The organism is Rhodococcus sp. 11-3, assembly GCF_023704055.1.
GTDB lineage: Bacteria > Actinomycetota > Actinomycetes > Mycobacteriales > Mycobacteriaceae > Rhodococcus > Rhodococcus aetherivorans.
The window spans coordinates 4,811,025-4,836,354 of sequence record NZ_CP080406.1 but is presented as its reverse complement, the minus strand read 5'-3'; the positions used below and the strand labels follow the sequence as shown (position 1 = coordinate 4,836,354).

At 63.4% G+C, this 25,330-nt stretch carries 22 protein-coding genes and 1 pseudogene; 18 read left to right on the top strand and 5 right to left on the bottom strand.

The annotated features are described in order from the left end of the window. Nucleotides 1-1,974 (bottom strand): cellulose biosynthesis cyclic di-GMP-binding regulatory protein BcsB, encoded by a 1,974-nt coding sequence (locus KZJ41_RS22235; protein ID WP_251549642.1) that lies wholly within the window; start codon nucleotides 1,972-1,974, stop codon nucleotides 1-3. Between the two features lie 132 nt (nucleotides 1,975-2,106). Here KZJ41_RS22235 and KZJ41_RS22230 point away from each other — a divergent pair, with 132 nt between their 5' ends. The 5 genes from KZJ41_RS22230 (at nucleotide 2,107) to KZJ41_RS22210 (ending at nucleotide 4,473) form a co-directional block, all read left to right on the top strand. After that, a complete protein-coding gene (locus tag KZJ41_RS22230) occupies nucleotides 2,107-2,268 on the top strand; it encodes a hypothetical protein (RefSeq protein WP_006934360.1) in 162 nt (53 codons plus the stop codon). Nucleotides 2,269-2,492: 224 nt separating this feature from the next. Continuing rightward, a complete protein-coding gene (locus KZJ41_RS22225) occupies nucleotides 2,493-2,798 on the top strand; it encodes a SelT/SelW/SelH family protein (protein ID WP_043797019.1) in 306 nt (101 codons plus the stop codon). A 163-nt stretch (nucleotides 2,799-2,961) separates the two neighbouring features. Continuing rightward, nucleotides 2,962-3,114, top strand: a complete 153-nt coding sequence (locus KZJ41_RS22220) for a hypothetical protein (protein WP_157127564.1) — start codon at nucleotides 2,962-2,964, stop codon at nucleotides 3,112-3,114. Nucleotides 3,115-3,137: 23 nt separating this feature from the next. Beyond that, nucleotides 3,138-3,992, top strand: a complete 855-nt coding sequence (locus KZJ41_RS22215) for a hypothetical protein (protein WP_050035774.1) — start codon at nucleotides 3,138-3,140, stop codon at nucleotides 3,990-3,992. A gap of 256 nt (nucleotides 3,993-4,248) precedes the next feature. After that, a complete protein-coding gene (locus tag KZJ41_RS22210) occupies nucleotides 4,249-4,473 on the top strand; it encodes a hypothetical protein (protein WP_144415044.1) in 225 nt (74 codons plus the stop codon). Between the two features lie 61 nt (nucleotides 4,474-4,534). Here KZJ41_RS22210 and KZJ41_RS22205 read toward each other — a convergent pair whose 3' ends face one another. Then, nucleotides 4,535-4,711, bottom strand: coding sequence for a hypothetical protein (locus KZJ41_RS22205; protein WP_157127565.1), 177 nt, complete (start codon nucleotides 4,709-4,711; stop codon nucleotides 4,535-4,537). A gap of 259 nt (nucleotides 4,712-4,970) precedes the next feature. Here KZJ41_RS22205 and KZJ41_RS22200 point away from each other — a divergent pair, with 259 nt between their 5' ends. The 4 genes from KZJ41_RS22200 to KZJ41_RS22185 all read left to right on the top strand — a co-directional run bounded on the left by KZJ41_RS22200 (nucleotide 4,971) and on the right by KZJ41_RS22185 (nucleotide 9,518). Continuing rightward, the gene (locus KZJ41_RS22200; protein WP_043797025.1) at nucleotides 4,971-5,618 is read left to right on the top strand and encodes a hypothetical protein; all 648 of its coding nucleotides are present in this window, start codon (nucleotides 4,971-4,973) and stop codon (nucleotides 5,616-5,618) included. Between the two features lie 117 nt (nucleotides 5,619-5,735). Then, the gene (locus KZJ41_RS22195) at nucleotides 5,736-6,815 is read left to right on the top strand and encodes a sugar phosphate nucleotidyltransferase (RefSeq protein WP_050035771.1); all 1,080 of its coding nucleotides are present in this window, start codon (nucleotides 5,736-5,738) and stop codon (nucleotides 6,813-6,815) included. A gap of 42 nt (nucleotides 6,816-6,857) precedes the next feature. Further along, nucleotides 6,858-8,105 (top strand): mannose-6-phosphate isomerase, class I, encoded by a 1,248-nt coding sequence (gene manA / locus KZJ41_RS22190; RefSeq protein WP_050035770.1) that lies wholly within the window; start codon nucleotides 6,858-6,860, stop codon nucleotides 8,103-8,105. A 93-nt stretch (nucleotides 8,106-8,198) separates the two neighbouring features. Continuing rightward, complete coding sequence (locus KZJ41_RS22185) at nucleotides 8,199-9,518, top strand: UDP-glucose/GDP-mannose dehydrogenase family protein (protein ID WP_043797029.1); 1,320 nt, start codon at nucleotides 8,199-8,201, stop codon at nucleotides 9,516-9,518. Nucleotides 9,519-9,549: 31 nt separating this feature from the next. On the opposite strand, the gene KZJ41_RS22180 is transcribed toward KZJ41_RS22185, so the two are convergent. After that, nucleotides 9,550-10,494, bottom strand: a complete 945-nt coding sequence (locus tag KZJ41_RS22180) for a UTP--glucose-1-phosphate uridylyltransferase (RefSeq protein WP_251549640.1) — start codon at nucleotides 10,492-10,494, stop codon at nucleotides 9,550-9,552. An 801-nt stretch (nucleotides 10,495-11,295) separates the two neighbouring features. Here KZJ41_RS22180 and KZJ41_RS22175 point away from each other — a divergent pair. From KZJ41_RS22175 to KZJ41_RS28620, 9 genes and pseudogenes are all read left to right on the top strand, one after another. Then, nucleotides 11,296-11,832 carry a hypothetical protein gene (locus tag KZJ41_RS22175; protein ID WP_251549638.1) on the top strand — a complete coding sequence of 179 codons (537 nt, stop codon included), beginning with the start codon at nucleotides 11,296-11,298 and terminating at the stop codon, nucleotides 11,830-11,832. 132 nt (nucleotides 11,833-11,964) lie between these two features. Next, a complete protein-coding gene (locus KZJ41_RS22170; protein ID WP_251549636.1) occupies nucleotides 11,965-13,497 on the top strand; it encodes a sugar transferase in 1,533 nt (510 codons plus the stop codon). Between the two features lie 64 nt (nucleotides 13,498-13,561). After that, nucleotides 13,562-14,584, top strand: a complete 1,023-nt coding sequence (locus KZJ41_RS28630; protein WP_373566448.1) for a glycosyltransferase — start codon at nucleotides 13,562-13,564, stop codon at nucleotides 14,582-14,584. Nucleotides 14,585-14,752: 168 nt separating this feature from the next. Then, the gene (locus tag KZJ41_RS22165) at nucleotides 14,753-15,622 is read left to right on the top strand and encodes a glycosyltransferase family 1 protein (protein WP_251549634.1); all 870 of its coding nucleotides are present in this window, start codon (nucleotides 14,753-14,755) and stop codon (nucleotides 15,620-15,622) included. Next, complete coding sequence (locus tag KZJ41_RS22160; RefSeq protein ID WP_251549632.1) at nucleotides 15,619-16,689, top strand: polysaccharide pyruvyl transferase family protein; 1,071 nt, start codon at nucleotides 15,619-15,621, stop codon at nucleotides 16,687-16,689. The genes KZJ41_RS22165 and KZJ41_RS22160 overlap by 4 nt, the downstream gene beginning before the upstream one ends. A 57-nt stretch (nucleotides 16,690-16,746) precedes the next feature. Then, nucleotides 16,747-18,141 (top strand): oligosaccharide repeat unit polymerase, encoded by a 1,395-nt coding sequence (locus KZJ41_RS22155; protein ID WP_251549630.1) that lies wholly within the window; start codon nucleotides 16,747-16,749, stop codon nucleotides 18,139-18,141. Nucleotides 18,142-18,154: 13 nt separating this feature from the next. After that, the gene (locus KZJ41_RS28625; RefSeq protein WP_373566447.1) at nucleotides 18,155-19,018 is read left to right on the top strand and encodes a glycosyltransferase family 2 protein; all 864 of its coding nucleotides are present in this window, start codon (nucleotides 18,155-18,157) and stop codon (nucleotides 19,016-19,018) included. An 83-nt stretch (nucleotides 19,019-19,101) separates the two neighbouring features. Then, entirely contained in the window at nucleotides 19,102-20,268 is a 1,167-nt protein-coding gene (locus KZJ41_RS22150) for a hypothetical protein (protein ID WP_251549628.1), read from the top strand. Nucleotides 20,269-20,413: 145 nt separating this feature from the next. Further along, nucleotides 20,414-21,032 (top strand): annotated as a pseudogene (locus tag KZJ41_RS28620) (hypothetical protein). A gap of 13 nt (nucleotides 21,033-21,045) precedes the next feature. On the opposite strand, the gene glmS reads toward KZJ41_RS28620, so the two are convergent. Continuing rightward, entirely contained in the window at nucleotides 21,046-22,911 is a 1,866-nt protein-coding gene (gene glmS, locus KZJ41_RS22145; RefSeq protein ID WP_029544805.1) for a glutamine--fructose-6-phosphate transaminase (isomerizing), read from the bottom strand. Nucleotides 22,912-23,369: 458 nt separating this feature from the next. After that, nucleotides 23,370-25,199 carry a DUF4012 domain-containing protein gene (locus tag KZJ41_RS22135; RefSeq protein ID WP_373566446.1) on the bottom strand — a complete coding sequence of 610 codons (1,830 nt, stop codon included), beginning with the start codon at nucleotides 25,197-25,199 and terminating at the stop codon, nucleotides 23,370-23,372. Between the last annotated feature and the right edge of the window lie 131 nt (nucleotides 25,200-25,330).

The window sequence follows — 25,330 nt, the reverse complement described above, 5'->3', positions numbered from 1 at the left end:
TCAGAGCGGGCGCGGCCGGCCGCGACGCCATCGCAGGGCCGTGACGCCCGCGGCGACGAGCCCCACGGCCAGCAGGGCGAGGCCACCGGCGAGCACCCAGCCCGTCGTGCGGCCCAGCGACTCCTGGGTGCCGGGCTCGGCGGCCGGGTCGGTGAGCGCGAGTTCGACCGGGTCGCGGTCGGCGGTGGTGAACAGCACGTCGCCGTCGAGTTCGGCCCAGCGTTGCGGGGTCGCGGCGAGCCAGCCGAGGGTGCGGTCGAGTTCGGCGGGCACCTCGGTGGCGGCGGCGACGAGGACCGTGCGGTCGCCGTCGCGCGCCACCTGCAGCGACGCGAACTCGATGTCGGTGGGGAAGGTGACGGTGGTGGCGTTCCCGGTGGCCGGGTCGAGGAGGTCGAGGGTGCGGCCCTGTGTCCCGGCGAGCGGCAGTTCCAGGGTGTCGGGGACGCGGCCGTCGGCGGCGACGACGATGGCGGGGGTGCCGCCGGTGGCGGCCTCGTCGACGCTCACCCATTCGGGATCGAGCGGCACGGAGGTCAAGCTCTGCAGCCCGGCCACGAGCGCGACGGCCCGGGCGGTGTCGGCGATCCCGGCCTCGGTGGCGGCGACGTTCACCTTCGGCAGCAGCGCCTGCGGCAGCGACCGGAAGCCCCCGGGCAGCGGCGGGTCGGCGGGCTCGGTGGTGACGCGGCTGCCGGCGTCGACGGTCAGCGTCATCGGCTGCTGCAGGCCGCACTGGTGGGTGCCGCCGGTGGCGCGCAGGGACACCACCACGTCGGTGGTCCGTCCGAGCACGTTGTTCGGCACCGTGATCCACCGATCGAGACGGCCGGACGCGTCGGCGGGCCACGAGTCGACGACGGTGTCGCCGACCGTCACCGACACCAGGCCGCCCTCGGTCGTGGGCAGCGGGGTGTAGGAGCCCTGCAGGTTGATCCGCAGATTGTGGGACGGCCGTCCCAGACGGGTCTGGTGGATGCCGAGCGGCACCTCCACCACGCCGACGCCGGTGTCGGTGAGGGCGCCGAGGCCCAGTTCGGCGAGCGTCGTCGCGTCGGGGGACAGCCGCGGCGGCCGGCCCAGCGTGCCGACCGTCGCCGCCGAGGCCACCGCGACCGACGAGATGTCGCTCGTGATGAGGCGGGCCTGGTTGCGCAGGGCGTCGGCGTCGCCGGTGACCGCGAGCGCCGGACCGCCGCCGGGCACCTGGACCAGGGTGGCGGCACCGTCGCCGTCGGTCTCGACGATCGCGATCTGCCGGGTGAACGGCCCGGCCGGGGCGGGCGGCACCGCGTCGTCGCCGGGCAGGGTCTGCACTGTCACCCGCAGCGGCCGGCCCGTGTACTGGGCGGTGACGGCCGCGGTGAGATCGAGAGCGGTGGCCGACTCGGCGGGGGTGGGGTCGGCGGGCAGCGCCAGCTCCAGCGACTCGAGGATCGGCGGCAGGAAGTCGGCGACCACGGCCGGCGGGGTCGCCGCCCCGGTGTAGCGGACGCGTCCGTCGCGCAGCACCACCGAGCGATCCGTCCAGTCCTCGGGGCAGATCCCGTCGAACGGGAGCAGGTGAAGGGTCAGGGTGACGGTGACGGCGCGGTCCGCGATCGGCGCCGCATCCAGGGGCAGCGAGACCGGCACGAGGGTTCCGGCGGCGGGCAGGTCGATGCGGGCGAGCAGTAGCCCCTGCGACTGGACGTCGATCCAGCCGCGGGCGACGTTGGCGGGCATCTGCACCGTCGTGTCGAGCGCGGCGGGCCGCAGCCCGTCCGGCACCGGGACGGTGAGGGTCGCGGTGTCGCTGTGGCCGCGGAAGGCAACCGTGTTGCCGAATCCCAGCGTCTGCGTGCCGAAGACGACGTCGCCGGGCGGCGCGACGGGGTCCTGCGCGGCGGCAGGGCCAGCGGCGAGCACGGTCAGCGCGGCCAGGGCGGGAACGAGGATGGCGTGTCCGGCACGGCGAATTGTCTGGGTCGGCACATCGGGGACTTTACGGTTGTTCGGTACGAAATGTGGGACAAGTGCGACACGGCCGCGATAGCGTGGACGCAATATCGCTCACAGTCCTCCGCGCGTTACCCATCGGCGACCAAGTTCGTACACACTGTGGGTATGTGGTGGTGGGTTGCGGCGGTTCTGGGCGCCTGGCTGCTCGTCTCGGTGGCGGTCGGTCTGGTCCTGGGTAAGGTGCTGCGCGTGGCCGACATGGAGGAATCCCTCGTCGAGATCCAGCGCGCCGAGCGCGAGAGCGAACGTCACACCAACAAGCCCTGACATCGCTTTACATGCTTTTGACCAGCGCTTTAGTGTTTGTACTCGCGAGTAACGATCTTGAGGACTAGTGTTCCTGTGTCGCCTTCCTGTCCCCCCTGCGAAGGCGACGCTCGCAGGCCGGTAACCCCCCATCGCCGGCCCGCGCTGAGGCCCCGCCGTTTCGCCACCACGATCGGCGGGGCCTCACCCCTTTCGGGCGGCGTGCCGACCGATACGCTCGGGCGGTGACCGAGCCGCGCACCGCACCCCGCATCACCATCACCTACTGCACGCAGTGCAACTGGCTGCTGCGCGCCGGCTGGATGGCGCAGGAGCTGCTCAACACCTTCGGCACGGATCTGGGCGAGGTCGCGCTCATCCCCGGCACCGGCGGCATCTTCGTCGTTACGGCCGGTGATCGGGTGGTGTGGGACCGCAAGACCGACGGTGGGTTTCCCGACATCGTCACGCTCAAGCAGCGGGTGCGGGACGTCGTGGATCCCGAGCGGGATCTGGGGCACGGGGACGCCGCGCGCCGGGCGCAGGAATAGGATTTCTACGGCCGTATCCGGCGCCGGTACCGGCAGAACTACCCGGCCAGTTTCCAGTCGTGCTCGTGTTATCGGGCTTCGTCCGCATGCGGTGCTCTGTATCGATACCCACTCGTTGCGGCTGTGCAACATCGGTCCACCGATTTCGGAGCACACTCGGGCCATGCCTGTCGGTCGGAAGTGGTGCGAGGTCGAGAACGAGTTCTTTCCGGCCGAGGAGTTCCAAGGCGACGTGCATATGCACTGCCAGGGGCGGGCGTGGGGAATTCCGGACAGCTACGTGATGCCGTCGAAGTCGCCCGAGGACGCGGATTGAGATCCGCGGTCGCACTGGTGAGAATGTGGAGCCCTGCCGCGAGGCGCTCGCAGGAACTCGAGAGACTCCGGCTGGAGGCGGAGCGTGCGGAGGAGGCGGAGCGCAGCGCCGCGCTCGACAAGGCGACGACCGACTTTCAGATGGCCGGCTGGGCTGCCGAGTACGAACTGCGGAAGCTGTTCCAGGAGAACCTGTACGACGCATCCAAGGGCGGTTTCGAGCGAAGTAGAGACAGTGCGAAGTTCGTGCAGACAGCCGCCGCTGCCATCGGAACCATCTATATCGGCGTGTTGGGTGTGGCGTTTTCGGTGACCGATAATTCGCTACCCCTGCGCGGGGTCTTTGCCCCGCTCTTTCTGGGTATGGCCGTCGCCTTTTCCGGGTTCTATCTGGCCTTCCTCATGCCTGCGAGTCGCTCGACGCTGCGCCCTCCGACGGGCACCCTGCACAATCACCAGATGCAGCGGTTGATCTTCTTCATGGAGTGGGTCAATCGAGCGACGGGGCAGCGGCGGTACTTCATTCAAGCGAGTGTGCTCAGCCTGGCGGTGGGACTCGTCTTCATCGTCGCACCCTTCGTCAGCAGTCCGCGCCCTCCCGAAGTTCCTGCCATGCCCACCCCACCGGCCGTGCCGGCCGCGACAGACCCGGATCTGCAGCCCCGAGCGGTCGAACTGTTCCTCATCCAAGTGGACGAATTTCGGCGGGCGGTTCTCGAGAGAAACAAGGCGATTGCGGAATCCGCGCAACAGAGTGTCGAATTCGAGGAGCGGGAAGGTCGTTTGAATGCGTGGTCTGCTGTCCTGGCCGGGGTGGGCCTGATCGTCGTTCTCGTGGTCCCGGTCTTCTTCTCGCGGGAGCGAGCACCTACGCCGTGACGTGGAGGGCCGAGCACCGCGGGTGGGGCCGCACCGTGGACTATCCGGTATCGGTCCCGTGGATCAGTACACCGTGCCGGCTGGCTTCCTGCGTTCCGCAGCGGCGCCGGTGGACCAAGCCGGGCACGGATAGGAGCCCGGCGAGCGCACGGCGGATACCGATCTCTCGAGCAGCGCTATTTCGCAGACGTAATGTTTTGGCGATTTGCCCGATTCAATGGACCGTCAGGTCCTTCCTCTTCGAATCGAGGTCTTCGTGAAGCGTCTTCTCGCCGGCATCCTGGGCTGTGCCGCGATCACGGTCGCCGTGCCGGCCACCGCAAGTGCGGACACCGGAAGTACCGATCTGCTTCCTTACGTTCTTCCCGCCGCGCTGTGTGCCCTCACGTCCGGGTCCAGCCAGTGCGCGCTCGTTCCGCTTCCCACGTCGGGCGCGGTGATTGGCGCTGCCGAGTCGACGCGCCTCACCGTGGCCGAGTAGGGACCGGGAGCTGCGGCAGCTTCGTGCACAATCCCGGCGCGCGCAGCCGCTGCTGCCGAGCTCAGACTCCGACCGAGGTCCGGACGATCGTTTCGGGCTTGGTCGGCTCGGCCGGCGCTTCGGCGGCGCGCGTCGGGCGGGACCGTTCCTCCCGGAGCCGGACAGCATCACCGGCCACAACTGCGATCAGCACCGACAGCGCTGCCCACAGGACCACCAGGCGCACGACGATGTCCATCCGTCGAACCCTGAACGATGCCGACCGAGTCCATCGTTTCGTCCGCGGCGACGGACGTGGACTGGAATAGTCCGCTGAAACGACACCGAGAGTGCAGATTGGAGGCGCGGCGTGTAGGCGCGGGCGGCGCCGCTCGAAACAGACCGACCAACTCGCATGTGAGGCCGCCTCGGGTTACGGTGTTTCGGAACATTCCGACCGGGGGGTCGAAGTGGACGCCGCGACTTCTCGCGGAATCGCCGTACTCGAGGGAGCTTTGATGCAATCCGTTCTGAAGAAGACCGCTGTGGCCGTTGTCGGGGTGGGAGCGCTGGCGCTGTGCGCGCCGGGGACCGCGTCCGCGGCAGGTAACCCGTCCGTGGGGGCGTCGGGCACGCCCGGCTCGATCACCGTCGATTTCGACTTCGCCGGGGTGGATGTCGCCGGCGGTGTCACCTGCGTGACCTACGTGTCGACCAAGCAGAGCGGGCTCGACGCCGCCGATCCGTCGGGCCGCGCCGATGCACAGGCGCCCGGCTCGAAGTTCTCCGTCGAGAACACCAGCACCTCCGCCATCACCTTCGTCCAGGACGGCCAGCCCGTCTCCCAGGGCCCGCAGCCCATCGCGGCCGGCACCTACTACGTGTACTGGGGTTGCCAGGACGCCGCCGGCACCCAGTGGGACAACGTCGGCCTGAAGTCCGGCGCGCCGTTCCAGAACCCGATCGTCGTGAACGTCGCCGGCGACGGCGCCGCTCCCGCACCCGCGGCCCCGGCCGCGCAGTCCGCCCCGACCAAGTCGGAGGGGACCGTTCCGCAGGCGGACGCCGCGCCCGAGACCGACGACGTCATCGACACCCCCGAAGAGCTGATCGGTCTCGTGATCGATCTCTTCGGCGATCAGCTGCCGGACCTCTCGCAGAGCTGACCTTCGGCACGCGCAGGCGGCATCCTCCACGGGATGCCGCCACCGCGTGGTTCCCGGGAGTGGCAGTTGCATTCGCGCACGGTCGCGCCGGGCGCGCGCGTTCGATAGGGGAGGGACATGGGCGGAGGAGCCGCGACCGATGCGGTGGTCCTGGTGGGAGGCAAGGGAACGCGTCTGCGGCCCCTGACGCTGTCGGCGCCCAAGCCGATGCTGCCCACGGCGGGACTGCCCTTTCTGACGCATCTGCTCGCGCGGATCAGGAGCGCGGGCATCACCCACGTGGTGCTCGGTACGTCGTTCAAGGCCGAGGTATTCGAGGAGTACTTCGGTAGCGGCGAGAGCATGGGGCTGGAGATCGAGTACGTCACCGAGACCGAGCCGCTCGGCACCGGCGGCGGCATCCGCAACGTGCTGCCCCACCTGCGCTCCGACAACGTCATGGTGTTCAACGGCGACGTTCTCGGCGGCAGCGACCTGCGCGAGATCCTGCACACGCACGAGGTCAACCACGCCGACGTGACGCTGCACCTGGTGCGCGTCGCCGATCCACGCGCCTTCGGATGCGTGCCCACCGACGCGGACGGACGGGTCACGGCGTTCCTGGAGAAGACACAGGATCCGCCGACCGATCAGATCAACGCCGGCTGCTACGTCTTCCGTCGCGAGTGGATCGAGAAGATCCCGGCCGGACGTCCCGTCTCGGTGGAGCGGGAGGTATTCCCGGCGCTGCTCGTCGACGGCGCCCGCGTGTTCGGCCACGTCGACGCCGCGTATTGGCGTGACATGGGGACGCCGGACGACTTCGTCAAGGGCTCGGCCGACCTGGTCCGGGGAATTGCGCCGTCGCCGGCGCTCGACGGTGAGCGCGGCGAGGCCCGCATACACCCGACAGCCCGCGTCGCCCCCGGGGCGATGCTGATCGGCGGAACCGTGGTCGGCCGCGACGTCGTGGTCGGTGGCGGAGCCCGGCTCGACGGAGTCGCGGTGTTCGACGGCGCACGCATCGACGCGGGAGCGGTGGTGGAGCGCTCGATCGTGGGATTCGGTGCCCGGATCGGGCCGCGTGCTCTGGTTCGTGACGCCGTGATCGGCGACGGCGCCGAGGTCGGAGCCCGCTGTGAACTGCTACGCGGCGCGCGGGTGTGGCCGGGAGTCGTCCTGCCGGACGGCGGGGTCCGGTTCTCCACCGACGTGTAGAGACATGTAGGACAAGCTGATCCGGTTCCGGGGAGGAGCTCGATGTATCCGCTTCGCGGGGCCGTTCGCAACTATTCGTGGGGTTCGCACACCGCGCTGGCCGAGCTGACCGGCCGGCCTGCGCCCACCGAGGAACCCGAAGCCGAATTGTGGCTCGGTGCCCATCCGGCGGCCCCGGCCGTGGTGGACGAAGACGGCACCACCGTGTCGCTGCTCGATCTCATTGCTCGCGATCCCGAAGGCCAGCTCGGATCGGAATGTGCCCGAGAATTCGACGGCCGGCTGCCGTTCCTGTTGAAAGTCCTCGCGGCCGAGCAGCCGCTCTCGTTGCAGGCGCATCCGAGCCGGGCGCAGGCTCGGGAGGGGTTCGCGCGGGAGAACGACGCCGGAATTCCACTGGGCGCACCGCACCGCAACTATCGGGACGACAACCACAAGCCCGAGATGGTCGTGGCGCTGAGCCGTTTCGAGGCGCTGGCCGGCTTTCGGGCCCCGACCGAGACGGTCGAGTTCCTTCGTGACCTGAGCGTCCCCGAACTGACTCCCTACGCGTCGGAGTTGGGCGACCACCTCGACGCGACGGGGCTGCGCGCCCTGTTCACCGCGTGGATGACGCTGCCGACCAAGTCTCTCGTCGCGTTGACGGACGCCGTTCTGGCCGGGTGCGAGCGCTACCTGGCGGCGCGGGCCGGCTCGGACGACGAGTTCACCGTTGCCGCACGCACCGCCCTCGACCTAGGCCGGGCCTACGCCGAGGACCCGGGCGTCATCGCGTCGCTCCTGCTCAACCGGGTGAGCATGGAACCGGGCGACGCATTGTTCCTGCCGGCGGGCAACCTCCACGCATACCTGCGGGGCACAGCCGTGGAGATCATGGCGAACTCGGACAACGTGCTCCGCGGCGGGCTCACGTCCAAGCACGTGGACGTGCCGGAACTGCTGCGCGTGCTCGACTTCGGATCGGTGGACGTGCCATGGGTACGTGCACGCATCGACAGGGACGAATGCCTGTACGCACCGCCGGTGCGCGAGTTCGAGTTGGTGCGCGCCGAATTGGATCTATCGGGTACTTCGAGACCGACCTCTGCTGCATTCGGTGGCCCGGCGTCACGGATCCTGCTCTGCGTGGAGGGATCAGCTCAGCTGCGGTGTAGCGATCAGATACTGAACCTCGAGCGGGGGGAAGCGGCGTGGGTTCCGGGCTCGGACCCCGAACTCGTTGTACAGGCCAGGAGTCCTCACGCGACGGTGTTCGCGGCAACACTGCCAGTTCCGTCGGAGTCGACCTGAGTGGGCCGACAGCGCCAACTCTTCACACATTGTTGGTTCAGTACTCAGCGTGCATCGGTGTGCTGAACACGCCCGCTGAGTACCTCTGGGAGAATGCGTTGCACAGTCTTCGGCACGGGATACCTGGGCGCCACTCACGCCGCATGTATGGCAGAACTGGGGCATGACGTCCTGGGCGTCGACATCGACCCCGGGAAGATCGCGAAGCTGGAGGCAGGGGAGGTGCCCTTCTTCGAGCCCGGCCTTTCCGAGGTATTGCGACGAAACCTCGAATGCGGACGGCTTCGTTTCACCACGTCCTACGCCGAGGCGGCAGACTTTGCGGACATCCACTTCATCGGTGTCGGCACCCCACAGAAGAGCGGCGAATTCGCCGCGGATCTGTCCCAGTTGCATGCGGTCGTCGACGCGCTCGCCCCGCTCCTGACCCGTCCGACGCTGATCGTCGGGAAGTCGACGGTGCCGGTCGGAACAGCCGAGCAACTGGCAGAGCGTGCCAGGAGCGCCGCACCGGCCGGCGACGACGTCGAGGTGGCGTGGAACCCCGAGTTCCTTCGCGAGGGGTACGCGGTACAGGACACTCTCGCCCCGGATCGGCTGGTCGTCGGGGTCGACCCTAGTCGCGGCGGGCGAGCCGAAGCGACACTGCGTGACTTCTACGCGTGCCAGATCGCGGAGGGCGTGCCCTTCCTGGTCACGAACATTGCCACGGCCGAACTCGTGAAGGCTGCTGCGAACGCATTCTTGGCAACAAAGATCTCGTTCATCAACGCCGTCGCACAGGTCTGCGAAGCGAGTGGCGCAGATGTGGTCGAGCTGGCCGATGCGCTCGGCTACGACGCCCGGATCGGGCGGCGATTCCTCAATGCCGGCCTCGGATTCGGAGGTGGGTGCTTGCCGAAGGATATCCGGGCGTTCATGGCGCGGGCCGGCGAGCTTGGTGCCAACAACGTTCTGCACCTGCTCCGGGAGGTGGACGGCATCAACATGGGGCGCCGCACCACGATGGTCGAGATGACGAAAGAAGCCTGCGGCGGATCGCTCCTGGGCGCCCGGATCGCAGTCTTGGGCGCGGCCTTCAAGCCCGACTCCGATGACGTTCGGGACTCCCCAGCTCTCAACGTGGCGGGACAGCTCCAATTGCAGGGAGCAGCGGTGACGGTCTTCGATCCGAAAGCAATGGAGAACTCTCGACGGCTGTTCCCCACCCTCACCTACGCGGCGGACATCCCCGAGGCATGCCGAGGTGCCGACGCTGTACTGGTACTCACCGAGTGGCAAGACTTCAAAGAACTGGATCCGGAGGAGATCAGCGCAGCAGTTCGGGCGCGCACCGTTCTGGACGGGCGCAACTGCCTCGACGCGCAGCGCTGGCGTTCCCACGGCTGGCGCTACCGCGGCATGGGCCGATGACGGAGTAACCAGGTCCGCCGGCGGCCGGGTCCTACTGCAGGGCGCCGGTCGCAGCGTCCGGATCGATCTGCTTGAGCCGGTCCGTCAGCCAGGATCGCAGCATCGGGCCGTACTCCGGGCTCGCCAGGGCCGAGTCGACGCACGCTCGCAGGTAACCGCCGGGATTGCCGAGGTCGTGCCGCGAGCCGCGGTGGACGACGACGTGTACGGGGTGGCCCTCGTCGATCAGCAGCGAGATGGCATCGGTGAGCTGCAGTTCCCCGCCCACGCCGGGCTTTACACGGCGCAGCGCATCGAAGATCGCGCGGTCGAGCAGGTAACGGCCGGCTGCGGCGAGGGTGGACGGCGCGTCCTCGAGCTTCGGTTTCTCGACCATGCCGAGCACCTTCATCACATCCGGGTTCGCGACGCCGGGCACCTCCTGGACCTCGAAGACGCCGTACGAACTGACCTGGGCTTTCGGCACGTCGATGGCGCACAGGACGGTGCCGCCGCGCTTGGCGCGCACACGGGCCATCACCTCGAGGACGCCGCAGGGCTGGACGAGATCGTCGGGAAGGAGGACCGCAATCGCGTCCTCGTCGTCGTCGAGGGCCTGCTCAGCGCAACCAACCGCATGTCCGAGACCGAGCGGCTCGGCTTGAACGACGGATTCGACGTCGAGCAATCTCGGTGCCTTGCGCACCTTTTCGAGCAGGTGATGCTTGCCCTTCGCCGCCAGGTGATTCTCGAGGACCAGGTCCTCGACGAAGTGCGCGACAACGCCGGCCTTGCCCGGCGCGGTGACGATGACCAGGCGGCCCGCACCTGACTCGGCAGCCTCCGAGGCGACCAGTTCGATGCCGGGGGTGTCCACGACGGGCAGGAGTTCCTTGGGCACCGTCTTGGTTGCGGGGAGAAACCGCGTGCCCATACCCGCAGCCGGCACCACCGCCGTCTTGAACACGCTCGGGTTCTCGGCGATCAATTCGCCCATGGCGACACCTCGTCTCTCGATTGGGGCAAATCGGATGCCCATATGCGGGAAGGCACCCGCGCCATCAGGAATGTCGGTCGGAACAAGTACGCGCCGCACTGTCGCGGTGTGGGAGAGTTTCCGCAGGAATGCGCGATTGTGCGAAGTTTAACCCATCGCGCGAAACTCGCGACCTTCCTCGTTTGCCAGTGTGCGGCCACGGGGCAATGCACGAGGCCGTCGCCGATACTCGCCGAAGACTCTTCCAGGTCAGGGCATGTCAAACATGCCGGTCGGCGTTGAGGAGGCCTGACTGCACTGCCGTGCCGGCGAATACGCCGGTAACACCTGCCCCGAGATTCGAAATCTTGCACGGCAAGTACATGTTCTGTATTAGCCTTTGCCTCCTACAATCTGTACGTTCAGTTGAACTGGTCATTCGTCCAACTTGCTGCCGCCTCAGTTGCATGTCGCGGCCGTGTGTGACATTTCACACTGTAACGAAGAATCGCCTACGACCGAATGGTCGACAGCCCTCTGGTGGGAACAAACCGTCTGACCTGGTAATTGCTGAGAAGTTACTGAGAAGTAGGAGATCACCCCAGGTCAGCGTGCCCCATCGCCGGTCCCAGGCGCATCTCGATCGAGATGCAAGTCGTTGGCCAATGGCCCAAGATGTTCCTTACCGAGGGCAACGCAGGTTTGAGATGTGTGCGGTACGGGGAGGTATTCACACACCATCGATGCCGTCCGCGTGTTCCGCCCGAGGTGATCGCACCAGTACGGGCACCTCGCCCGTGTGGGGCTCGGGGAGGGAACAGAATGAAATCAGCAGTGGACCAGTCGGACCGGATGCACACCACGGCCGACTCCACAAGGGACGTGCCAGCAAGGCACGGGCCCTATCTGGTCGGAGACCGCTCCGGCAACACCCGACGGTCATGGCGGAAGGCGTATGGCAGGCGCCCGTTCTGGACCGGCAACGTCGTCTTGGCCATCGTCCTTGCTCGCGTCGTTCATTTCGGGGAGGCGGACCTGCTCGCAGCCACCCCGTTCACAAAGTTGAACTATGCCGTCGTGTCGGTCTGCCTCGCTGCGGCGTGGACCGCGACTCTCGTGCTCTTCCACACCCGATCACGTCGCGTCGTCAGCAGCGGATACGAGGAGTTGCAACGCATGATCTCCGGAACGCTCCGGCACTTCGGCGCTATCGCGACAGTCTCGCTCGTGAGCGGCGCGCGGATTGCTATCCGGATAGCGCGCCATTCGTTCGAGCGATATTGCTTTTCCGAGGCCATGCCGCGCAACCACCTTGTGTGGTCCGCAATCTCTGGCGAGAAACGCCCATCTGCAATTTGAGTACATGACGGCGGCTTCGAGGGCACCCAGCGTGCCCAAGAAATGAAATGTACGGCAGATGTGCCAGTGTCGTCTCCACCGCTGCTCTGTCACTGGCAACCGGAAATTGGCGAAATTATGTGGGAGAACTCATTGAACGCCATCGGCGCGAACGTTGAAGAGACGACCGATAACTATCTTGCACTTGCCGGCAACAGCAAACGACAGAGTGTGACAGGGCGACGTGCACGCCAGGCTTGGCAGCAGAAGTACGCCAGGACATTATGGGTCACGGACGGCCTAGTCGTGGTGATATCGATGGGCCTCGCTCATCTCGTCCGTTTCGGAGGCTCGGACCCAGCAGCATATACGCCATCGGCAATACACCTCACGTACAACAGCGTGACCTGTGCTCTGGCCATTTTGTGGATTTCCACCCTCGCCATTCACGACACCCGCTCGACTAGAGTCATTGGCACAGGGCCGGAAGAGTATCGACGTATCGGAAGCGCGACCTTCCGCTTCTTTGGACTCATCGCAATAATCTCTTTGCTCTTCCGTCTTGATATTGCCCGCGGATACTTGGCGATCGCACTCCCGGTCGGACTTGCAGGGCTGTTAGTGAACAGATGGGCCTGGCGACGCCTCGTCGTCAAGTTGCGCCGCAAGGGGGAGCTTAGAACCTCCGTGCTAGTCGTCGGCGGCCCACAGTCGGTACACCACCTCGCGCGGTCTTTTGAGCGTCAACCATCAGCAGGGTTTGAGGTAATCGGGGTCTGCATACCCGGACACACTGGGAACAAGGGTGACCACGTTGTTGTTGATCAGCGCGCGATTCCCATACTAGGTGACGACCGTTCCGTTCTTGAGGCACTTGAGTTCTCCAACGCGGATACAGTCGCGGTTTCAGCAACTGAACATCTCGGGCACGAGGGAATCAAGGAGCTTGCATGGGCGCTTGAGCCGCGCAACGTGGACCTCATCGTCGCTCCGAACGTCGTCGACGTCGCCGGGCCAAGAGTCGTAATGCGCCCGATCGCCGGACTACCGCTACTCCACGTCGAGAAGCCGAACTACCAGGGCGCGACGAGATTCGCGAAGGTGGCCTTTGACCGCACAGGTGCGGTCTTCCTCCTCCTTGTACTAATGCCGGTCCTTCTCCTGGTTTCAGCCATCATAAAGATTACGGATCAAGGACCCGTGTTCTATAAGCAGACTCGGATTGGTCTGGACGGACGCGAATTTCGAATGTGGAAGTTCCGGTCGATGATTCCGAATGCCGACAGACTGATCGACGACATGAGGCGCCATGGCGATCACTCCGAGACGTCGTTTTTCAAGTCTGCACGCGATCCCCGAATCACTCCGATCGGGCGACTAATCAGAAGAACAAGCGTTGACGAGCTTCCTCAGCTCTTCAATGTACTGCTCGGGGACATGAGTCTCGTCGGGCCGCGGCCCTTGGTGCCCGGCGAGGGAATGGGAATCAAGCACTTTGTAGAACGAAGAATGCTTGTGCGCCCTGGCATGACTGGGTTATGGCAGGTATCTGGGCGCTCGGATCTACCCGAGGAGGAACGAGTGCGTTTAGACCTATTCTACGTTGAAAATTGGTCGATGATTCAAGATTTGATGATTATCGGACGAACTGTACGAGCCGTCCTGACGAGCCGCGGTGCCTACTAGTGATACGCCGCCGGGAAACCCGACTTCTGAGACCGAATCGGCTCCCGTTCGGAGCAGATCCACTATGAAGGTCCTTCACGTAACGGAATGCTACGACGCCGGCGTCCGACATGCGCTCTGCGCGATAGCGGAAGCAGTTCCGGATATCGAGCACTACTTAATGGCAACCGGCGGGAATATTTGGGCAGAACAGGAGCTATTTCGCAACGTAGAACCACTGCCGTCCGGCCACGTTGCTCGGATCCGAGCAGTAAAGCGGGCCGCGCGCCACTACTCTGCGGATGCAATCCACGCGCATTCGAGCTGGGCCGGCGTTTACGCACGCATCCGCTCTGCGCCGGTTCCTGTGATATACCAACCCCACTGCTACGCGTTCGAAGACTCATCAAAGGGCGTAGTCCGCCGTTCGGCGTTCCGCGCTGCCGAGAAGATGATGTCACGACGTACCGCCGCTACGATTGCATTGAGTCCGCACGAAAAGGAGCTGGCGGAAGGTCTTTCGCGCTACAACCGTGTGTTCGTAGTTCCGAACGTACCGTCAATCGAAGGACCTGGGACAGAAAAGAGCGACACTCGGCCTCCTCGGGAGTTCATCGTATCGATGTCCGGTCGTGTGACGACACAGAAGGATCCAGAGTTTTTTGCAGCCGTTGCACGTACGGTGCGCTCGCGTCATCCTCGGATCAGATTTCGTTGGATCGGCGCTGGCGATGAGCACCTAGAACAAATTCTACATGCGTCCGGAGTCGAGGTAACCGGTTGGAAGTCGGGAGCTGAACTAGCTCGCACTCTAAGTAGCAGCTCAGTATATTTTCACACTGCGAGATATGAGGGGTTTCCGCTTGCAGTGCTCGATGCTGCTGCATTGGACATTCCGATCGTCGTACGCAATATCGCTGCGTTCGCCGGAACGCCCTTGCGGATTGTTTCCACAACGGCTGAGGCCGCTGATGCAATAGTCAGAACCGCAAGTTCCGACCTGAAAGCTGACCTTGTGCGCCGAGGACGCCTCTTGCTCGACAAAATGAACTCGCGATTGCAAGCTGGGGCACTCGACGAGGTATACAGATACGTATCGGAGAAATGACAAGTGAGAGTCGCATTCCCGCGTCGGATTATTGATACACACGTGGGTGGAAACACGACGTACACTCGGGCGCTGGAGGCAGGTCTACGTGCGCGGGGTATTGAAACAGCTCGAATCGCAAGTGGCCGAAACGCGCCGCACACAGCTCTCCTGGAAACACTCCAGGGCATGCGAGTACAGAGTTCAAATACGATTCTGCACTACACCGCTGATACCGGTCCCATATTCTCGACGCGTGGACCTTCAGTGGTAACCGTGCATGGAGTTGCAAGTCGCTGGATCTCGACTGCGCGTACTTGGACGCAGGAGAATATATGGAGAGCGAGGGTGGCACGGGCGATCAAGTCGACGGACCGGATCATCACTGTGTCCGAATCAAGTGCTCACGACGTCTCCGCCGTCTTCAACCTGGCGCTCGAAGACATCGCGGTTATCCCTCATGGAATTGACTTTCAAATGTTCCGAGCGAAAACCGATCTGTCCGACACTCTGGCGCACCGTCTTCGTGATGTAGAGTTTGCGCTCTATATCGGGAACATTGAGCCACGTAAGAATCTAGATGCACTTATCGACGCCGTTGAAGATGAGGCAGCTCTGCCATGCGGTATGAAGCTGGTCATCGCCGGCCGTCCCGCATGGAACTTTGAAGAGACAATGCGCCGGATCGAGCATGGAAAGAACGTTATCTATCTAGGTTTCGTATCGGATGCCGATCGGGTTGCATTACTGCAGCAGTGCTCCATTTTTGTATTCCCGAGCCTCTACGAGGGGTTTGGGTTCCCGGTACTGGAAGCAATGGCAGCAGGTGCCCCGGTTGCATGTTCCACCCGAGGGTCCCTCAAAGATCTCGCAGGCCCCGCAAGGCGTTTTGAAGAGCTAGATTCGTCGGGAATCGCACGCGGCCTCTCGGAATTTATCGGGGATATTAGCTGGAGGGCGCGCGCGACGATCGATGGTCCGAAGTGGGCGCAGCGATTCGACTGGTCGGAAAGTGTGGAAAAGCATACCGCGCTATACAAGGAGCTTGTTTCGCAATGAGAATTGCCGTCCTGCATGCCTACAGTGCCCAAAATGCCGGCGACGGATTACTAGTGGAGGAAACCCTTGAACTGCTTAATGAGGCCCTAGGCGGAGGTCACGAATTTGTACTCGTCGCGTCGTATCCGCATACATTCTCGCATCTCGGTACGATCGTGCACAGGTCAAAGCCAGGCGTTTTTGGCTACAGCATGCACTATCTCAAATTCCTCCGCAGAATCAATGACTTCGACGTGGTCGTAGGGGTCGGAGGGGGATACTTACGCGCCAGCAATATGCGCGAGTTTATGAAGGGGCTCTTGGTCCAGGGACCGCAGCTCTACGCCGCCGCGAGCGCCAAACATCAATCCGTTTACTTGCCGCAGAGCGTGGGACCATTCAGTTCGATTGGGTGGGCCTTAGCTCGGAATCTTCTGAGGAAGATTGATCTGCTGTACGTCCGCGATGATCGGTCGCTGCATGAGGCGCACCTCGACCATATTGTGCGGTCCCCAGATCTTGCCGTTCTGGCGATTCGCTCCACGCCATACAATGACGACCAACCCATATCCGCTACACCAGTACTGTCAGTGCGTGAGGTGCGTGGTTCCGTACCTTATAGGGTCAGATTAATCGGCGAGCGGTTGCGTCATTTCGATGGATATGTTCAAAGTTCTGTTTCTGGAAATGACGACCGCGTGGCAATGGCGTCCATGAATCCACTGGAAATAATTTCTCGCCGCGATCTACTTGAGTCACCGGCGCTCCCTAGGCGGATTGTAATCGCGATGCGGCTTCATGCGGCGTTAATGGCAGTTCAAGCTGGCCACTATGTTATCCATCTGGCGTACGAAAGGAAGGGCTTTGGCGCATTCGAGGACCTCGGACTTTCAGACTATGTTATGAATTCGAATAATGTCGATGTGGATGAAGTCGAGATGAAGGTTCGATCTCTCCTATCCTCCGAGGGGTCGCGTAGGGAGTATCGCAATCGACTCGAGCAGAGCTTGGATCGGATCGCGGAGTCTCGTTGTGCGCTAGTCAATGATCTCCGACGTCAGGTTTCCTCGGCTGGAGTTAGCATCTAACCGTGGTGTTTGCCGGCGTCGTTGAGATCCTGCATTGCTGAACGTTTGGAGTGTGATGTGCCGTTCGATCCACCATGCACGGTTGGCCCCGATAGTAAGGAAGGCGCCCCTGAGCCGACGGTGCACCTCTACTTTCCGTGGTGGCTGCACCCGGCTGTCGCTGCGAGCGTGCTCATTGCCCTTATGCTGTCGGTCCTTTGGACAGTGGATGATTACTCGTACGCACTATGGCAAACCCCGAAGTATTTGACATCTAACTATTTGCTTACGGCCGCCTGCAGCGCACTTGTTTTTCTAGCCGGAATTTTTATTTCATCTGGAAAGCGAACCAAGAATTATTATGAGCTGCGGGTGTCCGCTTGCACGGAAACCACCCTAGTCTCGATAACAAAATGGTTCTTCGGTGGTGCGTTATTCGGCTATGCGTTTTGGCTCGTGTCTGCCGGAGTTCGAGGCGTCAACTTTGGGCAGCTTGTCGCCGTGTTTAACTTGGAGCCGGGAGCAGTCAGCCAGGTCAAGCAACTGAGTGCGCCCATTACAGGTATAACCACGCTTACGCAATTGGCCCCGTTAGCGATTGCATTAGCGACCTTCCTGGTTCGCTGCAGCGTTGTCGGTATGCGGAAGTACATTGTGGTGTTGGTTGCTTTAGGCGCGTTTCGAGCCTTCTTCTACGCTGAGCGGCTCGCCCTCATCGAGGCAGTCGTTCCGTTTGCGCTTGTTACTGTTGTTGTACACCGGGCGTCATCGAGATCCCGGCTCAGCCGGTTCTTTTCCAATTGGGCACCATTTCTTGCGGTTCCGGGACTCTGGTCGATTTTCGGCATATTTGAATACACTCGAAGTTGGTCGTTTTACCGCCAGACGCTTGGCGTGAGTTTCTGGGAGTTCAACTCGCAGCGATTGTTGGGATATTACGTTACGGCTGTCAACAATTCTGCGCTATATCATGGGATGGTCTCTGATCAATACCAGAGTCTTGATCGGAGTTTCGCTGCGCTATGGAATGCGCCGTTGGTCGGCCAGTTGTTTGGTGAGCCGGAAGTTTCCGGTGCGGAGTCCTCAATGTGGTGGCGAATGGCCCTCGCGCGAGGGGGTAACCCTGAGTACACGAATATCGGCACGTTCCTTGTGACGGACGCGGACCTCGGTACATTCCTCAGCATGGCGTATTGGTTCGTGTTGGGTGTTGGTATTGGCATCCTTTATTCGAGAATGCGCAAGGGGCACTTGGTATCGCTATTGATGTATTGTTCGTCGTTTGTGGGCATCCTGGAACTCTTGCGGATTATTTACTGGACGCATGGTAGGTTCGCGCCAGTGTTACTGGGGGGCGTAGTTCTTCTGATTGCCTTACATAGGGTACGTGGTCCGGAGGTTCGAACGAGACACCGTATTCGTGCTTCAATACCCGTTTCCCAAGTTGCCAATATTAGTGAAGCGGATCGCTAGGAGGTACTTGCGTATGGAGGTCGCAGTTGTGGTGCCAACCCTTGGCGTACGGAACTCGTTGGAGCGGTTGATATGTTCGATAGATCGCCAGTCGGTGTCGATTTGTGAGGTGGTAATTGTAAACCAGGGCGAGGCATCGTCGGTTCTTTCTCAGATTCCGTCCGGCCTGAGTTTTACGGTCCGTGTTGTTGAATCCTTGCCTGGTGTCGCTCGCGCTCGGCGGGTCGGAATCGAGTCTCTGGAATGTAATTGGGACGCGGTAGCTCTGGCCGACGACGATACATGGTATGCAGACGGTGCATTATCGGTCGCGGCATCAGCGATAGAGGCGGGAGCAGATGCGGTGTCGGGCCAAGTGGTAACGGGGGGTTTGGATGCTCCGCGAGTCGCTTTCGGGGCCGATGATATGTGGCTTGACGATCGTTCGGTTTGGTCCTCGGCGATCGAGGCGGGTTTAGTGTTAAGTCGGAGATTTGTTGAACGTGTCGGGAGCTTTGACGAGTCTTTGGGAGTCGGGGCTGATTCGCCGTGGCAGTCTGGTGAGGGGACCGATCTGTTGCTCCGTGGTTTAGGATCGGGCATGAAGATTCGGTATGTGAGTAGAATGGTTGTTTACGAGGATGATCTTGCTGTTCGGGATGTTGGCTTACTTCGGTTGCGCCTGCGCAATTACGCACGAGGGACAGGTCGTGTCTATGCGATGCGATATTCTCGGCCTCGAAGGGGAGAGTTCGTTCTCCGTTCACTCGGTCGACTGTTGATGTTCAAACCGCGGTCCTGGCGGGGATTTCTCGATGGACTTTCCGTTTTTGTTGGGAGAATGGAGGGACTTGCCGGGAGGGCGAAACCTTTGGGCAAATGCGTTAAGCCTTCCTAGTTTCGATTGAGCTTATGCGCGTGGTGTGCCGAAGCCCCTTACGGAGGTGGATACTGTTTAGGAACAGTAGGCTAACGTTGGGGATGGCTGATCAACTTATCGCAAGTCTGGGTACGCTGACCTTTTTGATTGTAGCGGCGAATTTCCTTTCGCCGGTGGGGTTGGGTCAGTTCTCTCTCGGCGTTTCGTCCGTGCTTCTTGCTCAAAGTGTGAATCGAGCGCTGTGCGGTGAGACTTTACTCGTTCGTCGGAGCCTTCATCGGACAGTCGCATCGGAGATCGATAGCTGCCTTGGTCTCGCAGTTATTGTCGGCGGGATTGCAGGATTGGGATCGTTGATTGCTGCTGTCGTTTGGGACGGGTATCGCGAAGTGTTTGTTGCCGTTTCGGTTTCGGCGATTGGTATGATTCTCCACGATACTGTGAGGTATGCACTGATCGCCGGCGAGCGATTGACACCGCTCCTGGTTGCCGACTCTCTACTTCTTGTTGGTGTTAGTGGTGGGATGGCCGCGGCTGGGGCATTCGAACTCGGCCCGTCCGCGATGCTGGCTGTGTGGGGTTGTGGTGGATTCTTGTCCGCGGTTTCTGTCGTTGCATATTGTCAATATAGGTGGTCTCTTCGAGACTCGCTTCGCTGGTGCCGATCTGCGATTAGTCAGTCGTCGGCGTTTGTGGTGGAGGCGGTCCTTGGCGCAGGCATTGGGTATTTAACACTGGTGCTGATTGCAGTCTTTGCTGGTGATGAAGAGGTCGCAGTGTTTCGAACGGCATTGACCATTTTTGGTGTGACAAGCGTTGCGATTAATTTCCTTCGGTCGTCGTATCTTCGGCATCTTCAGCGGGAGGAGCTGCGATCGGGTGCGGGGATACGTCGGGTGTCAGTGCAAATGTCGTTGATTGTTGCTGCGGCGGTGTTTGGTACTGCCTTCGGGCTCGCTGTTGTTCCGGATTGGCTGGGCGCACGCCTTTTCGGTGAGACTTGGTTTCTCATTGGTGCTGTGATTGTTCCGGCAGCCTTGAATCGGTTAATGGCTGGCATTTCTAGCGTTCCGACGGTTGTCCTTCGCGCAATGGGGATAGCATGGCCAGCGACGAGAATGCGGATTATTGTAACTTTAGTATCATTCGGATTGGGGCCGCTCGGCGCGTATCTTTACGGAGCGCCAGGCGCCCTTTATGCAGAATCGATCTCGTATGGACTGATTGCCGCCGCGCTGTTTGGTGTTGCGGTAAATCGAACTCGGTAAATCTGCGAGTCTCGCGTCTGCGGATAGGCCGTAGCTGTGTCGGCGCCTTAGGGGTGTTGTGCTACTCCGGCTCTTCGTAGTTGGTAGGGCTTGATGTTGTCCGATCCGGTGCCGTTTCGGTGATTGAAGATGGGCCCGCGCGCTTGTGAGCTGGCCGTTCTTAAGGCCACCAGACCGGCAAGGAACGCGGGCATGCTTCACGGTAGTTGATGGCTGCACGATCTCGACGTCGAGCCATCGCGGCGCGTCGGCGACGGCGGTCTGTTCGTCAGGCTCGGCACCGATCCGCGGTGGGTCGGGTGTGGCCGCAGTGCGGGCAGAGGTCGGCGCGGGCGACGCATTGGGTCGCGACCCATTCCCTTGACATCGAGGTCGGCCCCGACCGCTCCGACTCAAGTGGCCGAGCGGAAGTGTTTGTGCAACAACAATTCAGGCTATCGCATGGTGGTCACCGAGTCGGTACTGGGCTTGCCGGCCCGTGCCCGGGTCTCCCTGCGGGTGAAGACGCGATGACGGCCGCGGCCGTCATCGACGCAGGCCGCTCGGTGGCCGCCGTCGCCGCCGAGGACCGGTGCGGCTGGCACACCGTGCGCGGTCGGGTCGTCACGGTCGGCGATGCCGGACTCGATAGGGGGATGATGAAGTACGTCGGACGGATCGCGTTCATGTTCCGCAATCCCGATCATCAGCGAGGGCGGGTACGGTGGGCATGGAGCCGCCGCTCACGTCGGAGCACACCCAGCCGGCATCAACGCGACTGCTAACTGCGAACAGCCGCTATTCCACCGTCACGGACTTGGCGAGGTTGCGTGGCTTGTCGACGTCGTAGCCGCGCGCCTGGGCGACCTCGGCGGCGAAGACCTGCAGCGGCACGGTCGACAGCAGCGGCTGCAGCAACGTCGGCGCGGCGGGGATCTCGATGAGGTGGTCGGCGAACGGCCGCACCGCCTCGTCGCCCTCCTCCGCGATCACCACGGTGCGGGCACCGCGGGCCTGGATCTCCCGGATGTTGCTCAGCAGCTTCGAGTGCAGCACCGCCCGGCCCTTCGGCGACGGCATCACCACGATCACCGGCAGCCCGTCCTCGATCAGCGCGATCGGACCGTGCTTGAGCTCGCCGGCGGCGAAGCCCTCGGCGTGCATGTACGCCAGCTCCTTGAGCTTGAGCGCACCCTCGAGCGCCACCGGATACCCCACGTGCCGGCCCAGGAACAGCACCGTCGACGACGCCGCCAGCTCCCGCGCCAGGCGCCGCACCGGCTCGACCGTCTCGAGCACCCGCGCGATCAGGTGCGGCATCGCGGCCAGATCGGCGTACTCGCGGGCCACCTCGTCCGGGTACTTGGTGCCGCGGGCCTGCGCCAGCGCCAACCCCACCAGGTAGTTCGCGGCGACCTGCGCCAGGAACGCCTTGGTCGAGGCCACCCCGATCTCCGGGCCGGCCCGGGTGTAGAGCACCGCGTCGGCCTCCCGGGGGATCTGCGCGCCGTTGGTGTTGCACACCGCCAGCACCCGTGCCTTCTGATCCTTCGCGTGCCGCACCGCCTCGAGGGTGTCGGCGGTTTCCCCGGACTGCGAGATCGCCACCACCAGCGTCGACCGGTCCAGCACCGGATCCCGGTACCGGAACTCGCTGGCGAGCTCGACCTCCACCGGCAACCGCGTCCAGTGCTCGATCGCGTACTTGGCCACCAGACCCGAGTGGTAGGCGCTGCCACACGCGACGACGAACACCTTGTCCACGTCGCGCAGCTCCTGATCCGACAGCCGCTGCTCGTCGAGCACGATGCGGCCCCCGGCGAAGTGCCCGAGCAGCGTGTCGGCCACCGCGGCGGGCTGCTCCTCGATCTCCTTGAGCATGAAGTAGTCGTGGCCGCCCTTCTCGGCGGCCGCCAGATCCCAGTCGATCTCGAACGGGCGGGTCACCACGTCGGTGCCGCCGTCGAAATCGGACACCTGATACCCGTCGGCGGTGATCACCACCACCTGGTCCTGGCCCAGCTCCACCGCGTGCCGGGTGTGCTCGATGAACGCGGCCACGTCCGAGGCCACGAACGTCTCGCCGTCGCCGACCCCGACGACCAGCGGCGTCGACCGGCGCGCCGCGACGATCGTGTCCGGATGGTCGGCATGGGTGAACACCAGCGTGAAGGCCCCCTCGAGCCGGCGCAGCACCGACAGCGCACTGGCCTCGAAGTCCCCCGCGGTCGGCCCGTCCGCATACGCCCGGGCCACCAGATGCACCGCCACCTCGGTGTCGGTGTCGCTGGCGAACTCCACCCCGGCCTTCTCGAGCTCCACCCGCAGCGGCGCGAAGTTCTCGATGATGCCGTTGTGCACCACCGCCACCTTCCCCGACCCGTCCCGGTGCGGATGCGCATTGCGGTCGGTGGGACGACCGTGCGTGGCCCACCGGGTGTGCCCCATGCCGGTGGTGCCGGCGAAGTGCTCCACCCCCACCTCGTCGAGCTCGGCCTCGAGATTGGCCAGCCGGCCCGCCTTGCGCTCGACGGCCAGGCCGCCCGCACCGTCCAGGACCGCCACACCGGCCGAGTCGTAGCCCCGGTACTCCATCCGCCGCAGTGCCTCCACCACGACATCGAGAGCCGGGCGATGCCCGACGTACCCCACGATTCCGCACATGGAGGAAAGCCTATTCGTGTTGGGGTACTTAGGCAGAATGAGAAGAGATCAGTGCCTGCTCGCGGGCTACCTCGGAGTGAGGCTGCAAATCTAAGAATTACTGTCAGCCTCAAAGTTGTCGTGGTTCAAGTGTTTGGGGAAATGTGACTGATACCGCTGTCTTCCATGGCCTCGTCTTCATGTGTTCGCTCTTCGCGTCCGCGGCATGGTGTCTCGCTCGGCCAAACGTATTGTCCGCGGCAGCAACTGTGCTGGCGTCTTTCCTTTGGCTTCCGCTTAACGGCCCGCTGGAGGGTCGAGTGCTGTACGTCCTGAACCCCGGTCATGGACTCACCGAATCAGACCTGCTGTCGTTCGTTGGTTTCGCAATTGCAACATGGGGGTTCTGGGACTCCCACCGACACCGACGTTACAAGCGAGGCGGTCCAGGGCGGTGGCGGTAAGTCGTCGACCCGCTCTTAATCACACACAGGCACTTCCGCGCTGACCTTCGGCTCATCGACGAGTGGCTGTACCGGAACGGTCGCTTCGCCACCCGCCGTCGGTTCAGTCAGTTCGAAGACGACCTCGACCGTTTCGCCACGTGGAATCGCGAACTGGACGCTGTACACCGGATGGCCGAGTTCCCGCCCGGTGAAGCTCATTGCTGCCGTGCCGTTCACCGTCACCTTGTCGAGCTTGGCACCCCGCGTCGCAACCAAAGACAGATCAGTCAGGTTGGAGCCGAACGGTGCGCCCACGGGGTTGTCGAACATACCGGCCACGTAGTTGGTGAAGTTGCCGGCCGGAAGGTCGTTGGTCAGTCGCACTGCGACCGTCGAGGTCCGAGTGTCGCCGCGGCACGAGCTGGCGGTGTACTCGATTTCCCGCCTCAGGTGGTAGTCCAGCTTGTTTCCACCGAGGTTGTTGACCACGACCCCGGCATACGGTGCCGGATCGTCGGGAACGGTGTGGCCCAAAGGTGTGTCCGCAAGTACCGCCTGTTCGTCGGGATTTGCGCTCCACACGGCGAGACGCCCTTCGCCGGCTGCGCGGCCCAGCGCCTCCAGAAGGGCCTGGGGACGACTGATGCTGCCGGTCATCTTCTGGACAACTGCCGATGCCACCCGCTCAAGGTATTGCTTGCGCGCCGCCTGGTTGTCGCCGAAGCGCGAATACGCGTTGGATTCGGTGAGTTCCACGACGTTGTCGGCGGTGATCTTCTCACCGTCCTGCAGTATGACTGGGCCGACCACCTCGAGGACGTAGCTGAGCGCCACCGGATCGGTGGCCACGGCGCCGTCGACGCGCTCACCCGATTCCTGCAGCCACAAGGACTGCCAGATCTGCGCGGCGTAGGGGAAGTGGGAGCTGACGTTGCTGTTCACAGCCCGAGTCGTCGGCTGGCTGTGTCCATATGTGCGTTGGAAGTCGGGGCCGAGATCAATCGGCTGGAACGGACCCATGAAGTCCCGTCTGGATATGTCGTCGACCCGCACCACACCGCCGGTCGCGCGGACGATGCCGAACCCGCCGAGCAGGCCGCCCGTGCCCCGAGCCTCCGCGTTGGTCTGGAAGCCGATGAAGTAGCTGCGCGGCCCGTCGGCGCCGAGCATGGCCGGCGCGATCTCGGCCGCGAGGGAAGTGTTGTGGAGCAAACCGGACAATTCGGCTGTCTGGTCCTGCAATTGGACGCGGGCGTCGTCGATCGGGCCGAGGTAGGTGCCGTCGATGTTCTGCGCGCGCGCGTCCAGTTCGGCGGCCGCCGCCGCGGTGGTCTCGAGGACGGGGGCGGCGTCGCGCAGGGCGGCGAGGTTGATGCGGGCGCCGTCGAGGATCAGCTGATCGGGGGAGACGGCCGAGCCGGCATCCACGGCAGGCACCAGAACATCCGATGTGAGGCCTGTCACAACGTCGCTCATCTGCTGGCTCGAGGCGAAGGGGCTGCCGAGCCAGGGGATCGCCGCGGCGATGTTCCACGGCAGCGAGTGGGTGGAGTCCTGGGCCTGCTTCGCGTACTTGTCGGCGTCGCCGGCGGTGCGCAGGGCCGTCTCGGTATCGCCAGCCAGCAGAGCCTCTTTGGAACTGGTGGCATAGTCCCGTGCCTGTTCGAGGCTCGACTTCGCCTGCAGCCCTTCGTAAGCCAGCCAGGTTCCGAGGCCAACGACGACGACCGCTCCTGCGGTGCAACCGATCGCGACGGTCCGGCGCTTGTGGCGCTCGGCGGCGATCTGCTCGTCGGTCTTGCGTCGGCGCACCTTGCGCCGCCGTGGTTCCGGCGAAAGTGACTCGTCGGTAACATCGTTCACGCGGTCAAACCCCCTTCGATTCCTCCGCGGCGACCATATCCGAGAAACCGGTCGGATGGTCGGTTCGAGTGGTGAGTAACGCTCAGGATCGTTAGGGTCGATGTATTCGACGGTGATGGATGCAGGGAGGC

Coding starts and splice junctions, on each gene's coding strand:
- KZJ41_RS28630 (WP_373566448.1), top strand. CDS start 13,562: ATGAAGGTCCTTCACGTAACGGAATGCTACGACGCCGGCGTCCGACAT.
- KZJ41_RS22185 (WP_043797029.1), top strand. CDS start 8,199: ATGCGTTGCACAGTCTTCGGCACGGGATACCTGGGCGCCACTCACGCC.
- KZJ41_RS22195 (WP_050035771.1), top strand. CDS start 5,736: ATGGGCGGAGGAGCCGCGACCGATGCGGTGGTCCTGGTGGGAGGCAAG.
- KZJ41_RS22165 (WP_251549634.1), top strand. CDS start 14,753: ATGCGAGTACAGAGTTCAAATACGATTCTGCACTACACCGCTGATACC.
- KZJ41_RS22220 (WP_157127564.1), top strand. CDS start 2,962: ATGCCTGTCGGTCGGAAGTGGTGCGAGGTCGAGAACGAGTTCTTTCCG.
- KZJ41_RS22175 (WP_251549638.1), top strand. CDS start 11,296: ATGAAATCAGCAGTGGACCAGTCGGACCGGATGCACACCACGGCCGAC.
- KZJ41_RS22230 (WP_006934360.1), top strand. CDS start 2,107: ATGTGGTGGTGGGTTGCGGCGGTTCTGGGCGCCTGGCTGCTCGTCTCG.
- KZJ41_RS22180 (WP_251549640.1), bottom strand. CDS start 10,494: ATGGGCGAATTGATCGCCGAGAACCCGAGCGTGTTCAAGACGGCGGTG.
- glmS (WP_029544805.1), bottom strand. CDS start 22,911: ATGTGCGGAATCGTGGGGTACGTCGGGCATCGCCCGGCTCTCGATGTC.
- KZJ41_RS22160 (WP_251549632.1), top strand. CDS start 15,619: ATGAGAATTGCCGTCCTGCATGCCTACAGTGCCCAAAATGCCGGCGAC.
- KZJ41_RS22200 (WP_043797025.1), top strand. CDS start 4,971: ATGCAATCCGTTCTGAAGAAGACCGCTGTGGCCGTTGTCGGGGTGGGA.
- KZJ41_RS22205 (WP_157127565.1), bottom strand. CDS start 4,711: ATGGACATCGTCGTGCGCCTGGTGGTCCTGTGGGCAGCGCTGTCGGTG.
- manA (WP_050035770.1), top strand. CDS start 6,858: ATGTATCCGCTTCGCGGGGCCGTTCGCAACTATTCGTGGGGTTCGCAC.
- KZJ41_RS22150 (WP_251549628.1), top strand. CDS start 19,102: ATGGCTGATCAACTTATCGCAAGTCTGGGTACGCTGACCTTTTTGATT.
- KZJ41_RS22215 (WP_050035774.1), top strand. CDS start 3,138: ATGTGGAGCCCTGCCGCGAGGCGCTCGCAGGAACTCGAGAGACTCCGG.
- KZJ41_RS28625 (WP_373566447.1), top strand. CDS start 18,155: ATGGAGGTCGCAGTTGTGGTGCCAACCCTTGGCGTACGGAACTCGTTG.